The following is a 14,098-nucleotide window of genomic DNA, read 5'->3' on the forward strand; positions in this document are numbered from 1 at the left end:
CTAACTCTCCTCTAAATCGAAATCCTTTATTAACGGAAAGCGAAAAGATGGGTGAAAAAAGTGTTCGTTCAGCATAAAATCGCTGAGTGTTTGCTGTTCTTGGATTACTGTGGCAAACGAATCCAACAAAGCGGAATTCACACTCTTTGAAATGAGCTGAACACCTAATAAAACGTTTGTTTTGGCGTTCAAAATAAGCTTCACCTTCACTCTCTCCTTTGAGACCACAGAGATCGGTATTTCCATCTTTTTTCTTTTGATTTTTTCAGGATAAAAAAGTTCTTCTTTTTCAATTAATCCAGCACTACCCACAAAATAACCAAACCAATAATTGCCACTCAAACGGACTGTACCTGAATCCTTTTTCAACGTACCAGTGATATTTTGACTGGCAATTTTTGCTGTTCTGATAGCATTATTAACTAGTGACAAATAAAGTTTTTCATTCGTGAGTTGAAATTTTACTTGAATCGTATCACCAATCGCATAAATTTTAGGATTAGAGGTTTGTAAATAGGCATTCACTTTCAGAGTCCCATCATCATTGCAATCCAAGGCTCGCCAAAGTTGATTATCTGGACGTGTGCTATTAGCCAACAATACAAGATCGACTTCCAAATATGTTTCATCAAAATATAGACGAGCCTTCTCATTCTTTGTCTCCTCTACTTTTTCTACAAAGGTGCTCATATGTAGATTGATAGATGATTCGCGAATCGCTGTTTCCAGTGGGTGAATCATTTCCTCATCAAAATAGTGTCCCATCAACATTTCGTCACTTTCAAACAAATGAATCTGCTTGTCCGTTTGAACAAAAGCATTCGCAAGTTCCAAACCGACATGCCCACCGCCGATAATTGCTACCGTTGTGAGATTATTTAGCATTGATAATATCTCTTCAACCTCTTGCTCTGTTTTACAGGTTTTTACTCGTGAAGATCGTGTAGTACTTTGCTGAAAAGATTGCTTTGAACCTGTTGCAATCACTAGGCGGTCAAAAGATATCTTTTCTCCAGTAGACAGGCTTATTTGATTCTCTGCTACAAGTCCAGTACAAGATACCCCTGTTTTCACTTGAATTCCAAAACGCTCCGCCTCTTTTTGGGTAATCCAGCGCAATTCGTCGACAGAAGATGCTTCTCCTTTCAAGATAAGCGCCAAACTCCCTGGAATAAATCCTAGCTCAGTTTGCTTTTCAATCACTAAGACCTCAGTTTCTGGAGAAGCCTGTTTGATTTCTAACGCTGCCTGAATGCCGCCAAATGATCCACCTATAATAACTACACGCATATGAGCCCTCTTTTCTATAAGCTATTTATTTGGTGTAAAATTGTCGCTGCCTTTTCATAGTACGAAAATACCACAACTTAATTATAAGGCTTTACCTGAGAGTTCGCTATTTTATTCATTTAAGGATAAAAAAAAGTCTTTTGACCGAAAAGTAATGGTCAAAAGACGAGTAATAAGAATAACTATTTTTTATTAATTTCTGCTTCACTTAAGTACAATGGAATCTGAAATTTTTGCCCAATGATTGGTTGGTCCATGACCGTGACCGACAAAGATCGGTTGGCTGATGGCTGCGTGGATAAATTTCTTACCGATAATAATCGCTTCTTTCAATTCTGTTCCTTTGGCCAGTTCAGCCGCGATACACGCTGAGAAGGTATCACCTGTTCCATGAGTATTACTCGTTTCAACCCTTGGCGCACTCATCCAGAAACTCTCTCCTGATGCCAGCAAAACAAAATCGGCGGCTTCCTCATTTTGGCTATGCCCGCCTTTGACGATGACATTTTGCGTGCCGAAAGCTTGCAGCTTCTTCGCTGCCTCGATCATCTCCTGATCTGTGACGATTCTTTGTCCAATAATCACTTCTGCTTCTGGCAAGTTTGGCGTTACGATGGCAGCTAACGGTAATAGTTTTTCATTGATCGTTTTTACCGCATCGCTTTCCAGCAAATGATGCCCGCCTTTTGCTACCATCACTGGATCAACCACCAATGGTCCAAAATCGACTTGCTTCAATTTCTTCACGACAGTCTCCACACGTTCCACATCTGCCAGCATCCCAGTCTTCGCTGCACCAATCGAAAAATCAGCCGCCAACGAATCAAACTGCTCTTCGATAAATACACTGGGAATCGCCATGCTGTCTTGTACCCCATAAGTATTTTGCGAGGTTAGTGCCACGATAATACTCATGCCAAAGGCTTTACGCGCCTGAAACGTTTTTAAATCGGCTTGGATTCCTGCGCCGCCGCCGGAATCAGAACCGGCGATCGTCACGACTTGCGGTGTTGAATTGATCATGCTTGTTCCTCCAATACTTTATCAATTTTTTGTCTCAAGCTGCGGACCTTTTCACCGACATCTTTTGCCCGCATAATCTCACTGACGATCGAAACACCTGCAATCCCCGTTCCATGAAAATCAGCTAGATTATCTTCCTTAATCCCTCCAATTGCCACACTTGGAATCGTCACTGCTTTATTAATGGCTTTCAGCATTTCTTTAGAAGTCAGCGGGGTATCTTTGGTTTTTGTTGGAAAAATCGCACCGATTCCTAAATAATCTGCGCCTGCTTTTTCTACCTCTAAACCACGTTCCACTGTCTTCGCCGAGACACCCAAAATTTTTTCTGATCCAATCAAAGAACGAACGACATCTACTGGCATCTCATCATCACCAATATGCACCCCTGCCGCATCGACCGCCAGACAAATATCCACTCGATCATTGATGATCAAAGGAATCTGGTAACGATCCGTGATCGCTTTTACCTTCAAGGCAAGCTCATAAAATCTTCCCGTCACCAATTCCTTCTCCCGTAATTGAACCAATGTCACACCGTTTTTGCAGGCCTCTTCAATCACGGTTAAAAATTTCTCGTCGCTAAAATCATAGCGTCCTGTCACTAAATATAAGGTTAAATCCATTGTTTCTCCCATCCCTTCACTTCAGTCCACCAATCTTCTTCCATCAATACCGAAAGCTGATTCAATGTTTCTTGCCGAAAAGCAGCTAACCCGATTTCGTCTTTTGCCTGTTCACCGCAAAGATTAAAGTAGCTGACCGCAGAAATGACTGCATCGGCCGCTTCCACTCCGCTGCCTAATAAAGCAGCAATCAACGCACCAACGATATCACCTGTTCCAGTAAAGCGATCCAATGCGGGCACCCCATTGGTTAATCGCCAAATATGTTTTTGATCAACGATAATATCCTGACTGCCAGTCGCTAAAAAAGTGGTTTTCGGATACGACTTTGCTAAAGTCTGCATCGCTTCGATCAATTCTTCGATTGCTTTATCACTTTGATCCAGCTCGCTACCATCCACTCCGCGAGCATAACTCGGCAAATTGCAGAAATTACGCAATTCGGAAATATTGCCCTTTACGACTGATGGTTTTTCTTCCACCAAAGAACGCCCCACCTGATCACGAACTCGACTGACACCATAACCAACCAAATCAACCACCGTTGGCTTCTGCGCTTTATTCGCTAATTTACTCGCTGCAATCAGACTCTTTTCTCGTTCTTCCGATAAATGACCAATATTCAGCAGCAAACTATCGGTCTTTTGAAACAGCTCTTCAAACTCTCTGGGATCAGAAGCCATGATTGGCTTCGCCCCAACATAGAGCAAAGCGTTCGCCACCGTCTCACAGGTGACTTCATTGGTTATGCAATGAACTAACGGCCCATCCGCCAACGGAAATACCTTTGAAAAATTCGTTTTGATCATCCAAACATCCTTTCACTGGAAAACAACCGTTGCCAGCGTTTAAAAATCGCTGTTTCCTGTAATTTCACTAACACTACAAAAGCAATCGCCGAACCGATCAATGTCGCACCGACAAATCTTGGCGTATAGATCAGCCAATACAGATCATTTTGACTGCCAGTGAACCAAACCATCACAGGATAAGACAAAAGCGAACCGATGATGCCCGTGCCAACGACTTCTCCCAGCATCGACCAGATCAATTTTTTTCCAAAACTGTAAAACAGTCCTGCTAAGAATGCGCCAAATACCGCACCCGTCAATGCCAACGGCGGAATCCCCAACATCGTCATCCGAATCAATGCACAGACCACTGCCATTACTGTCCCATAGAATGGTCCCAATAATACCCCGGCGATAATATTCATGACGCTGGACATCGGCGCCATCCCTTCTATCCGCATCAATGGCGAAAGCACGACATCCAAAGCGATCATCAGTGCTAGTAACGTTAACTTGTGGATTTTATTTTTCTCCACGACAAATAGCCCCTTTCCGCAAGAAACAAGAGGAGCAAAAGACAGAAAAACCCAACCAAAAGAAAATGGTCGGGTACGATCAGTCAACTAGCTACATTTCCCTGCGACAGTCTTAACTGCATCAGGTTCCATGGGTATAATCTCAGCATTACAGCACCCCAAATGTTTCTATTCAATTGATTGAAGTATAACATACTTTTTTTTAACCAACTAGCTTATAATGAATAAAAGCGGCTCGAACTCGTTCAATTTTTGAATAATAAGAGAAAAACAGAAAGGATGTTTTTATGCCTAAACCAGATTTTTCTGCGATCCATCACGTCGCTATCATCGTGTCGGACTATCAAAAAGCTCGCCATTTTTATGTCGATATTCTCGGTTTACCGATCATTCGCGAAAATTACCGACCAGAGCGCCAGGATTATAAACTAGATCTGCAGCTTAACGATGCGGAATTAGAAATCTTTGCCGTACAAGACCCGCCAAAACGTCCAAGTTTTCCAGAAGCGGCCGGCCTGCGTCACTTAGCCTTCAAGACAAAAGATATCGAAGCGACGGTTGCTTATTTAGCTAGCCACGGTGTCGAATGCGAACCTTTACGAACCGATGACTTCACTGGTGAGAAGATGACCTTCTTCTTTGATCCAGATGGACTGCCGCTGGAATTACATGAATAACAAAAAGCCTCTTTTCGCTTTGAAAAGGGGCTTTCCTTGTAATAGATTTACGCTTCTTCCACTGGATACTTAATCGCATTTTTCTTCAATTTTTCACTGATGATCTCATCAATATCGAAATCCAGATTATCAGCCATCATGTAAGAATAAATCAGTACATCAGCCAGTTCTTCCTTCAAGCGCTCTGTCTGTGTCCGCGCTTCTTCTGAATCCTTCCATTGAAAAAGCTCCAGCAGTTCGGCCGCCTCTAAGCAAATTGATAATGCTAAATCCTTCTCATTATGAAATGGGCGCCAGTTTCTTTCATCGCGAAATTGATTGATTTTTTCCATACTATTCATAGTCAGCCTTCTTTCGCTAACTATTCTACCATAGATACAAGGCTTCGATTTTCTTCCAGCTCACTAATCGTTTCTTGAATCCAGCGTGTACTTAGTCTAGTCAAGAAGGGATCAATCACAACGACCGGATATTCCTCCGGTAATCCTTCTGCTGAGCCCGTAGTGATCAGGCAATCGTATTTTTTTAGCTCCTCATGTAATTGCGGTGTGCCGCCGGATAATTTTTCAAAATGAACGATCATGAAATTTCCATAGATCGTATCTGAAATTTGTTTTGCTAAAAAACTCTCTTCCGTAGGCGTTAAATCAGACAACAATAAAATTCTTAACAGCGGCCCCTGATTTGCCAACCACTCCATACTTCTTTCTTCCATCGTAATCAGTAAATAAGTATAATCTCGAATAAAATCTTCTTCCTGATACATTTCGTATTTATCAACGAAGCTTTGTACCAGCTCTCTAACTTTTTCAACACCGCGATTGTATATTTTCGACACTTCTGATAGGAACATGGTGCGATTACGCCACAGCAGACACACATATTGCCCTTGAGGATCATACATATAGAAATCATTTGATAATACTGTCGCCAAGTCGATCCTGCTTTGCTTGTCTAAACGATAGCCTAGCATTTTATTATAGTCATCCACTAATTCATAATGGCGCATAAACAGCTGCTGATATTTTGCATTATCGGTCAGCGCAAGCTCTCTATGTGAAGCACTGAACACGATTGAATCTGAAAAGGTCAACCAAAGACCATCCCGCACCATGTCTGGGGTCAGCACCATGTCCGCTCCTTCTCTAACTGCTTGCTTCAATTCCTTGTACTCGATCTCCATCGGTAAGACTAATCCTTCAGTCCGCAAGTCTTCTCTAGGATATTCATGACCATTTTTCATCCGCCAGGTACTGACGTAGAAATTGTAGATCAATCGTTTTTGAAAAACATACTTTTCATGGATCTGATTGACTCTCACGAATTCCTGCACATACCGTTCAATAATATGGTAATGCTTTGTCGGGAGCTTTGGCATGGTACTTTCAAAAGCCTTTTGTTTCTCAGTGTAGAAACGGTAATAAAAGTTCCGAATCTCTCCTTCGTTCCCCTCCACTCGTAAGGGACGATAACACAGGTCCATACCAGCCATGGTTAAAGCCTTCTCAATTTTTTTTAAATACCGTTGTGTATTAGAAGAACTGAGGTACAGCTTTTTGGCTAAAGCAGTGATATTCTCGCACTCCTCATACAAGAGCTCCTCAATAATCTGAAATTCCGGACTCGTGTTCAAAATATTGGCATACAAGCTCCCCAAACTGACTTTTTTATCGACAATTAAACGGTAGAGCCCTTTTGTTTTTATAATCTGAAAACTCGGATATTCCTCATTGATCAATTCGATATCATTTAACAAAATCGGCAGCGAGCAATTCAACTCGCTTAACAATTGATCGCTGGACCATCCATCACGATGATAATAGAGCTGCTCCACTAATGCTAATCGTCGCTTATTGCTTGCTCCTAACACTGCACGAAAATCCATGACCATTCTCCTCTCAAAAGAATGCCTTCACTGCTAAAACTTTACTCTTTCTCCTTTTTCCGACTGTCCACCAGAAGCCAATTCTTCGGAATTTTTGTATTTTGACAAAAAAATGAAGTCTCCATTGATTAATGACTTTCTCCAGCATTATTTTCTCAGTAATATCCTTTTTTATGTAAAAAAACTGCCAAATACTTTAAATCTTTTATGTTGTTAACAAATAATAAAACAAAGAAACGATTTAGGCAATTTTTGGTCAATTTTATTCAAATGTCGTAATTTTAAAACTAAGTTTTTTTAGATCGTGAATAAAATTGAAACAAGACACTGTACTATCAGCAAAAATGAGCGCAAACAATCAGTATTCAATCTTACTTTCTTTAAAAATAAAACTTTTTTTTATATTTTATAATCAAAAATCCTTCTATCAACTTATCCCATTTTTTTTCAAAAAATAAAAAAGCAAGGGCAAAGTGACTGCCCTTGCATATTCTCTATTAAATTAGTTTGCAGCGTGTTGAATCCGACGATATTTATAGAATGCAAACAGCATCAAAGCCATACCCACAGCTAGGAAAGCAATAATCCCTTTACCACCGGTTGATGGTAAGAAGCCGCCCTTTGAAACGTTGGCAACCTTCAATGTTGCATCATCTTTAAATGACGCTTTCGAGATTATAAAATCTTTATCATCTGTCAATAAAAGGATTGTAAAGCTGGCACGATAGTAACCCATTTTGCCGACTTCATAATCATAGCGATCTTTTTTCTTTGGCTCTTCCTCAGGCTTTTCTTCATTGTAAAGAGGATTGCCATCTTTATCGACTAACACTTTGTCGATTTCGCCCTTAACTTTGTTTTTTGGATATAAATGAATATCTCTATTTTCTACATTATTCTTCACTACTGGCAAAACTAAAATCAACGAGCCGAAGCTTGAACACCGGACTTAGCTACCTCTTCAAAGAAATAGACTTTATATGTTCCGTCAGCCGAACGCTTGTCCAAATTATCGAAAACAGCCAGACCAGAATCAATTGTCTCCTTTGTATCCTTAAGAGTCGCTTTGCTTTCAGTGAATACAAAATCTTTCGTTAATTTTTTTACTGCTGCTACATATTCTTCTGCCGAAGCAGTCGCACTTACTTCAGCATCTATTTAATTGATATATCAATAAACCTGATATTCCAAACTGTTATTAGCATTATTCAGTAAAGCGCCTAGTTAATTAAGGATAAATAGTAATCTTGCCAAAATTCTTCGGTCACGACCTTCTCCCCATCCTCGAATATAAATTCACCAGCCTCTGGCTCAACGATTCGATCATCAGGTACATGATACAGACGCCGCTGTCCTTTGATCGGAAATGGCTTGATACAGCGAACATTCTCAAAAATCCATGCATATGAATCTTCGGCTAATTTTTTAACATCGACTAAATCAACGATACAAACCGCATGACCCGAAATACAGCCGGAAGTCTTGATCGCTGTCGAACAGATCAATAGCGGACCACGATGATGCGTCGTCCATGAACGATATTCCTCTGTTTTCTTTCCTGCAAGGATTTCCATCACCGGCTCCGGGTGAATCGAGATAGCTTTCAAATCGTTCGCCTCACTTTTTATCTTATTTACTATCATTTTATCACTTAATTTCCTATATGCTAAAAAAATCAACCGTTTTCAATATTGCTTTTTTACTGGATCTTCTCAAAAATCGAGAGCCAAGACTCTTCAAAGACAATCACTATCGTATGGATCGACTGATTTTTGTCTTTGTTGGCTACCTTATAAAGAATTTCCGCTGCCGGTTCTTTCGGATAACCGTAGATCCCTGCGCTTAATACCGGAACAGCTAGTGTTTGAACTTCATATTCATGAGCCAGCTGAAAAACGGCTTCGTAAGCAGAGTACAGCAATACTTCTTCATCATGTTTGCCATCAATATACCGCGGTCCAACTGCATGAATCACATAATCCGCAGGCAATTCAAATGCCGGTGTAATTACTGCTGTCCCAGTGGGTGTCCCACCAATCTTCGCCATGGCTTGCTTTAATTTCGGACCGGCCGCTCGATTCAAGGCACCATCGACCCCGCCTCCAGGAATCAGAGCCGAATTTGCCGCATTGACGATCGCATCGACGTGAACTGCAAGACGTGAAATATCACCAAGCTTTACTTCAAACATTTTGTTCTGCCTCCTTCACCTATTTCCTCCATTATAGCAGTAATGAAGAGGGGGGCTGCCTTCATCAATTCGACATTTTGATGATGATCTTCCCTCTTGCTCGACCAGAAGCTGAATAGCTGATAGCTTCTTGAATATCCTCAAATTCGATCACTCGATCAATGATCGGTCGAATTCTTCCTGCTTCCACCAGCTCGGTCAGCGTGCCCAATTGCTTGCCATCTGGCCGCATAAATAAGAAATGATATTCGGCTCCGGCATTCTTTGCTAAACGACTGAGCTTGCAGCTAGCCAATGCCAATACTCCTTGTTTCCACCGTGGCAGCCCATATGCTTTGGCAAACGATTTGTTTGGGATACCCGATAATGTCACTACCTTCCCTTTAGACTTAATGATCTTAAACGCTTTTTCCAAGTTTTCGCCCCCCAGCGTGTCAAACACATAGTCAAAATCGGAAAGGACCTCCTCAAAATTTTCTTTGTGATAGTCAATGATTTTATCAGCACCTAGCGCTTTTACGAATGAAACATTTTTTTCACTGGTCGTGGTCGTCACGTATGCTCCTGATAGTTTCGCTAGTTGGATCGTAATTGTACCGATCCCACCTGATCCCGCCTGAATCAAGACTTTATCTTCAGCCGTCAGCTGCATGATCTCATATAAAGCCTGATAGCTTGTCAAGCCCACTAAAGGAATCGCCGCTGCTTCTTCAAAACTCAAATTCTTAGGCATCAGAGCAAGGTCTTCCTGAGCCACTGCGATATATTCAGCAAAAGTCCCGATACGATCCTTTTGTACTCGACCATACACTTTATCACCAACCAAATAATCCGTCACACTTTTTCCAACTTCTATTACCGTTCCCGAAAAATCACTGCCTAGTATCAACGGCATTGGATATTTCAGCAGCAGCTTCATTTTTCCATCCTTGGTTTTTAAGTCGATCGGATTGATACTCGCTGCTTTGATCTTTACCAATACATCCGTCTCACGTATCTTCGGCTTCGCTGTCTCAACTAGTTTAAGTTCTTCTTGCCCATATTTCTGAATCATCGCTGCTTTCATTCTATTTCTCCTCACAATGCATCTGTTTCGTTTAAATTTTTAAACCATTAATCCGAAAAGTATCTTACTTGATAGCATAAAATTCGTCAACTTCTTTGAATCGTTAACAATTGACAAGTGAAAACAGCAATGGTTCAATGGTTTAAAATAATAAACAAAAGGTGAGGACCGATGACCGATTTAAAAAGAATCCAAGATGAATTTTCTGAAATTAGTGATTTTCTTATTGCCCTTGGTGATGAAAAGCGCCAAGCCATCATTATTGCACTACTAGAAGCAGCAGCTTGTAAAGGATTACGTGTAACCGATTTGACTGAAACGACCAAGCTTTCTCGACCAGCTGTTTCTCACCACTTAAAGATTTTGAGAAAAGCCAAATTGATAGATTATCGCAGCGAAGGAACCAAAAATTATTACTATTTATCGCACGATGTCAGCGAGATCAACAAACTCAAGAAGCTACTAACTCATGTGAGTCAGATCATCGAAAAAATAGGTTAATTGGCTCGGTTGAAGAACGAAAGTTGCTAAAAGATTTTCGTTCTTCAACCACTTTAATGGCAAAAACCAACCTCTGTTTATATCCGCTTTCTTCCGTCTAACATGTCGAGATTCTCCAAATAAGAAATTACTCGACAGAATGATTTAAAGGAAATAGAAACCTATTTTTATCAATATAAACAATTTTCCTGCAAAAAAATTATAATAATCGAGCATAATTAACCACCTTTATAAATTTAAAAAAATCAAATAAATGCTTTCTGTAATCCCTCATTAAATCCGCTTATCTGTTATTTGTTATTTTTATCCTCATCAATCCAAGCCTCCTATCAACAAAAAAATCACTAAAAACCTTATTATTCACGCATTTAAAATTTATTTAAAGAAATGAATGAGCCATTTTCTATTCAAAATCGCAAAAACTAGTGTTATCCTATCCTTATCAGATAAATGTAACGCTTTTCTTATTTAATAAACAAGTCACTAAGAAAAATGGAGGATTGATCAGGATGAAATTAGTCAAGGCACTAGCAGGTAGGCAACTTTTTTTCATGAAGAAGGACAACCTTATGAAGCGCGTGAGCCAATACTTTGAACAAACCAACAATGCCGCCGAAGTCGTCGAGTACCTTGTGACGATACTTTTGCGGGAGGCGATGTGTGTCGAAGACTATGCTCTGGAGTCGTTAACAGACCTCATCCGTCAAATTTTCCTGACCGCTGAGCCCAATGATACTCTGCGCCGCCATGTCGTTTACTTCAAAAAATTCCTGAAAGAAGACTGGCAGACCGTCATTGATCGGTTATTCCTTAATGAAGCAGAATACCATGAAATTACCAAGCAAGCTTGTTTATATAATGAATTTCTAGAGAAAAAGACCCGTAGAACACCGCAAGTATCCGGTGAAAAATTCAATACTGTCGCCATTTTTAAGGATGCGGATGGGAAAAAATATACGTGGACATTGCGTGATACGAAAGAAATCCCAGTTGATTCAGAAAGTCAGATCGCTGAAACAGCGGGCGTATTGCAAATTTTGACGACGTTGACGATCTTCAAGTCTACGAAAGGCGTAAGGCGCTTTGCGGAATTAATTGAATATCACACGGTCAAAGCCAGCATCACTGTGGACTATAAAGTACCGCAGGCAGAAGCGCCCGTTCCAGCTTCAGACAGCGAGAAAACAACTGAACCACAAACAACTCAAAAGCAAGAAAAACCAGCTTCTTCTATTAATAGTAGTAAAACACCACAAAAACCAACCCAGCCCGCCGCAAGCGAAGCAAGTAAAAGCACCTTGTCCTATGATAAGGTCATGGAAAAAAATGAAGCGATGTACCAATTGACACAAGCGGCTCCGCCAGTTGAACCGAAGGGGTGCTCCGCCGCGCCAAATCCTGAAGCAACAGAGAAACCACCTTCACTCAAAAACGCGAAACAGCAGCCGCAGGAGATAGACGACACGGAAAAAAACACCAAAGGACTTCAGTCAACTTCTAAGAAGAAAAAAGACAAGCCGTCAACCAAGAAGAAGAAGAAAAAGAAGGGCAAGAAATGGAAGTGATGCCGACCGTTGTCTAAAACCATTCTGTCACTTTGAGTAAAAAAAAGGCGCAGCAGGCCGGTCTATTTAGTGTGGAAAAATTAGTCATGAATAAGCTTCTTTGTCCTGTCTAAAAGCCAAACAATCCGAAGTCGATCAAGAGACCCGTTCGATTTTGTGTACCGATTAAGTGAACAATGAAATCAAATAGACCCTTCTTTTTTGAAAAAAGCTTATGCATAAAAAACGAAACAGGCGAAAGATCCACTGCACTCGCCATACAGTCAACCATTCACCTGTTTATTTTTAGTCATCTAGTTGTCGGTTGAGCATGCCTCAACGCAACTTTCTTAAGCCATTTCTTCATGCTGACGTTCGAAACTATCTAGTAGCACTCGAACTTCTGCCGTTGATTTGGTATTCATTAGACTCACCCGCAGATCATTCGCGCCAGGAAACCCTTTGACATAGATTTTGAAGAAACGGTGCAGCCCAACGATCGAACGAGGAACCTGCTCCGCATATTTGTCTTGCAGATCAAGCTGTAAACGTAGCAAGCCGATCAATTCTTTGGGTGAATGCTCTTTCGATTCCTTTTCAAAAGCATACGGATTCTTGAAAATCCCGCGCCCGATCATCAAACCATCCACACCATATTTTTCCGCAAGCTCTAGCCCCATCTGACGATCCAAGATATCCCCATTGATCGTAATCAAGGTTTGCGGTGCAAGCTCATCGCGCATTTTTACGATTTGCGGGATCAGGTCCCAATGCGCATCGACTTTGCTCATTTCTTTCCGCGTCCGCATATGAACCGAAAGATTCGCGATATCTTGCTTCAACAGATGGCTGATCCAATTCTCCATCTCAGCAAGTTCCGTGAAGCCAAGCCGCGTCTTAACACTGACAGGTAAACCGCCTGCTTTCGCTGCTTCAATCAGTTCTGCCGCCACTTCAGGTCGCAGGATCAAGCCGCTGCCTTTGCCGCGTTCTGCGACATTTGGCACAGGACAGCCCATATTCAGATCGATTCCTTTAAATCCCATTTCTGCCAACGCGATACTCATCTCACGAAAGAATTCTGGTTTGTCCCCCCAGATATGTGCCACCATCGGCTGCTCATCCTCCGTGAAAGCCAGCCGTCCACGAACACTCTCGATCCCATCAGGATGACAAAAACTATCCGAATTCGTAAATTCCGTAAAGAAAACATCAGGAGCCCCAGCCTCCTTCACCACATGGCGAAACACCACATCCGTCACATCTTCCATCGGTGCCAAGATAAAAAAGGGCTTTGGCAGCTCTGCCCAAAAATTACTCTTCATTATGTATGCTTCCTCCTAAATATCAAAACAACGTCATTATACTAAGGTTTGGTGGAAGAAGCAAAAATACAAATTACAATCTAAAAAAAGCCCTTAACTAGGAAGCTAAGGGAAAGGAAGTTCGTTGATGTGCGCCTTACTGTCATACCACAGTTCTTCAGGCGAATAAGAATCCGTACCGTTGAGAATCACTTCGCCCGACTCTTTAAACTCAAACTCCGAGCCGATCCAGTGATAGGAAGTATACCTGCCAAACGCGAATAGATTACGCTTTATTCTTCCTTTCTTCGGGACATAAAGATCGAGCATTTCATCAAATAAATGCGATCTCAAATAACGTATCTCCTCATTATCAAAAGTAATTCGTAGAAAACCAGACATATTATCAATACTTACCGCTTTAGGCACCTTGCCTTTAGGGTATTGTTTTATCTCAATTGATTTTTCTAACTCGTCTTCTTTTTTCGTTTTAGAAAAGAAAGAGGCAAAAAAAGAAGGCTTCGAATTTCCCAAAAGCTCATCTGCCGATACCTGAAAGTATTGACTCAATTTCACCAGCATATCTAAATCAGGGTAGCTTTTATTGCGTTCCCACTTCGAAATAGCCTGCGGGGTAACATTCAAAAAAGCCGCCAGATCCTTT

General features: G+C 41.1%; 16 protein-coding genes and 1 riboswitch. Of the genes, 3 read left to right on the forward strand and 13 right to left on the reverse strand.

Annotated features, from left to right (window positions below; all coding sequences use genetic code 11):
* The 5 genes from AC4J95_RS09835 to thiW form a co-directional block, all read right to left on the reverse strand.
* Positions 1-1,290 (reverse strand): FAD-dependent oxidoreductase, encoded by a 1,290-nt coding sequence (locus AC4J95_RS09835; RefSeq protein ID WP_494549729.1) that lies wholly within the window; start codon positions 1,288-1,290, stop codon positions 1-3.
* A 204-nt stretch (positions 1,291-1,494) separates the two neighbouring features.
* Positions 1,495-2,313 (reverse strand): bifunctional hydroxymethylpyrimidine kinase/phosphomethylpyrimidine kinase, encoded by an 819-nt coding sequence (gene thiD, locus AC4J95_RS09840; protein ID WP_494549730.1) that lies wholly within the window; start codon positions 2,311-2,313, stop codon positions 1,495-1,497.
* Positions 2,310-2,939: a thiamine phosphate synthase gene (thiE, locus tag AC4J95_RS09845; RefSeq protein WP_494549731.1), complete on the reverse strand. Its 630-nt coding sequence runs from the start codon at positions 2,937-2,939 to the stop codon at positions 2,310-2,312. The genes thiD and thiE overlap by 4 nt, the downstream gene beginning before the upstream one ends.
* Positions 2,930-3,748: a hydroxyethylthiazole kinase gene (thiM, locus tag AC4J95_RS09850; RefSeq protein ID WP_494549732.1), complete on the reverse strand. Its 819-nt coding sequence runs from the start codon at positions 3,746-3,748 to the stop codon at positions 2,930-2,932. The genes thiE and thiM overlap by 10 nt, the downstream gene beginning before the upstream one ends.
* Complete coding sequence (gene thiW, locus AC4J95_RS09855; protein WP_494549746.1) at positions 3,745-4,224, reverse strand: energy coupling factor transporter S component ThiW; 480 nt, start codon at positions 4,222-4,224, stop codon at positions 3,745-3,747. Before thiW ends, thiM begins: the two co-directional genes overlap by 4 nt.
* Before the next feature lie 123 nt (positions 4,225-4,347).
* Positions 4,348-4,437: riboswitch (TPP riboswitch) on the reverse strand.
* 116 nt (positions 4,438-4,553) lie between these two features.
* On the opposite strand from thiW, the gene gloA2 reads away from it, so the two are divergent.
* The gene (gene gloA2 / locus AC4J95_RS09860) at positions 4,554-4,943 is read left to right on the forward strand and encodes an SMU1112c/YaeR family gloxylase I-like metalloprotein (protein ID WP_494549733.1); all 390 of its coding nucleotides are present in this window, start codon (positions 4,554-4,556) and stop codon (positions 4,941-4,943) included.
* Positions 4,944-4,990: 47 nt separating this feature from the next.
* On the opposite strand, the gene AC4J95_RS09865 is transcribed toward gloA2, so the two are convergent.
* The 6 genes from AC4J95_RS09865 to AC4J95_RS09890 form a co-directional block, all read right to left on the reverse strand.
* Positions 4,991-5,284 carry a nucleotide pyrophosphohydrolase gene (locus AC4J95_RS09865; RefSeq protein WP_316403586.1) on the reverse strand — a complete coding sequence of 98 codons (294 nt, stop codon included), beginning with the start codon at positions 5,282-5,284 and terminating at the stop codon, positions 4,991-4,993.
* Between the two features lie 20 nt (positions 5,285-5,304).
* Positions 5,305-6,828 (reverse strand): AcpB/EbpR/MafR family transcriptional regulator, encoded by a 1,524-nt coding sequence (locus AC4J95_RS09870; protein ID WP_494549734.1) that lies wholly within the window; start codon positions 6,826-6,828, stop codon positions 5,305-5,307.
* A gap of 502 nt (positions 6,829-7,330) precedes the next feature.
* A complete protein-coding gene (locus AC4J95_RS09875; protein ID WP_494549735.1) occupies positions 7,331-7,753 on the reverse strand; it encodes an LPXTG cell wall anchor domain-containing protein in 423 nt (140 codons plus the stop codon).
* Positions 7,754-8,048: 295 nt separating this feature from the next.
* Entirely contained in the window at positions 8,049-8,471 is a 423-nt protein-coding gene (locus tag AC4J95_RS09880) for an ASCH domain-containing protein (RefSeq protein ID WP_494549736.1), read from the reverse strand.
* A 56-nt stretch (positions 8,472-8,527) separates the two neighbouring features.
* Positions 8,528-9,019: a macro domain-containing protein gene (locus tag AC4J95_RS09885; RefSeq protein WP_494549737.1), complete on the reverse strand. Its 492-nt coding sequence runs from the start codon at positions 9,017-9,019 to the stop codon at positions 8,528-8,530.
* Between the two features lie 64 nt (positions 9,020-9,083).
* Complete coding sequence (locus AC4J95_RS09890) at positions 9,084-10,085, reverse strand: NADP-dependent oxidoreductase (protein WP_494549738.1); 1,002 nt, start codon at positions 10,083-10,085, stop codon at positions 9,084-9,086.
* Positions 10,086-10,256: 171 nt separating this feature from the next.
* On the opposite strand from AC4J95_RS09890, the gene AC4J95_RS09895 reads away from it, so the two are divergent.
* Positions 10,257-10,586 carry an ArsR/SmtB family transcription factor gene (locus AC4J95_RS09895; RefSeq protein WP_494549739.1) on the forward strand — a complete coding sequence of 110 codons (330 nt, stop codon included), beginning with the start codon at positions 10,257-10,259 and terminating at the stop codon, positions 10,584-10,586.
* Between the two features lie 509 nt (positions 10,587-11,095).
* Positions 11,096-12,151 (forward strand): hypothetical protein, encoded by a 1,056-nt coding sequence (locus AC4J95_RS09900; RefSeq protein WP_494549740.1) that lies wholly within the window; start codon positions 11,096-11,098, stop codon positions 12,149-12,151.
* Between the two features lie 329 nt (positions 12,152-12,480).
* Here AC4J95_RS09900 and AC4J95_RS09905 read toward each other — a convergent pair whose 3' ends face one another.
* Entirely contained in the window at positions 12,481-13,455 is a 975-nt protein-coding gene (locus AC4J95_RS09905; protein ID WP_494549741.1) for a tRNA dihydrouridine synthase, read from the reverse strand.
* Between the two features lie 105 nt (positions 13,456-13,560).
* The coding region (locus tag AC4J95_RS09910) for a helix-turn-helix domain-containing protein (RefSeq protein WP_494549742.1) at positions 13,561-14,098 on the reverse strand (538 nt) is incomplete at its 5' end.

It is taken from the genome of Enterococcus sp. GPZ-007 (assembly GCF_059374735.1).

What these genes read in the sequence shown, in the direction of transcription:
- AC4J95_RS09835 (WP_494549729.1), bottom strand. Translation starts at nt 1,290, where the DNA reads ATGCGTGTAGTTATTATAGGTGGATCATTTGGCGGCATTCAGGCAGCG.
- thiD (WP_494549730.1), bottom strand. Translation starts at nt 2,313, where the DNA reads ATGATCAATTCAACACCGCAAGTCGTGACGATCGCCGGTTCTGATTCC.
- thiE (WP_494549731.1), bottom strand. Translation starts at nt 2,939, where the DNA reads ATGGATTTAACCTTATATTTAGTGACAGGACGCTATGATTTTAGCGAC.
- thiM (WP_494549732.1), bottom strand. Translation starts at nt 3,748, where the DNA reads ATGATCAAAACGAATTTTTCAAAGGTATTTCCGTTGGCGGATGGGCCG.
- thiW (WP_494549746.1), bottom strand. Translation starts at nt 4,224, where the DNA reads ATGATCGCTTTGGATGTCGTGCTTTCGCCATTGATGCGGATAGAAGGG.
- gloA2 (WP_494549733.1), top strand. Translation starts at nt 4,554, where the DNA reads ATGCCTAAACCAGATTTTTCTGCGATCCATCACGTCGCTATCATCGTG.
- AC4J95_RS09865 (WP_316403586.1), bottom strand. Translation starts at nt 5,284, where the DNA reads ATGAATAGTATGGAAAAAATCAATCAATTTCGCGATGAAAGAAACTGG.
- AC4J95_RS09870 (WP_494549734.1), bottom strand. Translation starts at nt 6,828, where the DNA reads ATGGATTTTCGTGCAGTGTTAGGAGCAAGCAATAAGCGACGATTAGCA.
- AC4J95_RS09880 (WP_494549736.1), bottom strand. Translation starts at nt 8,471, where the DNA reads ATGATAGTAAATAAGATAAAAAGTGAGGCGAACGATTTGAAAGCTATC.
- AC4J95_RS09885 (WP_494549737.1), bottom strand. Translation starts at nt 9,019, where the DNA reads ATGTTTGAAGTAAAGCTTGGTGATATTTCACGTCTTGCAGTTCACGTC.
- AC4J95_RS09890 (WP_494549738.1), bottom strand. Translation starts at nt 10,085, where the DNA reads ATGAAAGCAGCGATGATTCAGAAATATGGGCAAGAAGAACTTAAACTA.
- AC4J95_RS09895 (WP_494549739.1), top strand. Translation starts at nt 10,257, where the DNA reads ATGACCGATTTAAAAAGAATCCAAGATGAATTTTCTGAAATTAGTGAT.
- AC4J95_RS09900 (WP_494549740.1), top strand. Translation starts at nt 11,096, where the DNA reads ATGAAATTAGTCAAGGCACTAGCAGGTAGGCAACTTTTTTTCATGAAG.
- AC4J95_RS09905 (WP_494549741.1), bottom strand. Translation starts at nt 13,455, where the DNA reads ATGAAGAGTAATTTTTGGGCAGAGCTGCCAAAGCCCTTTTTTATCTTG.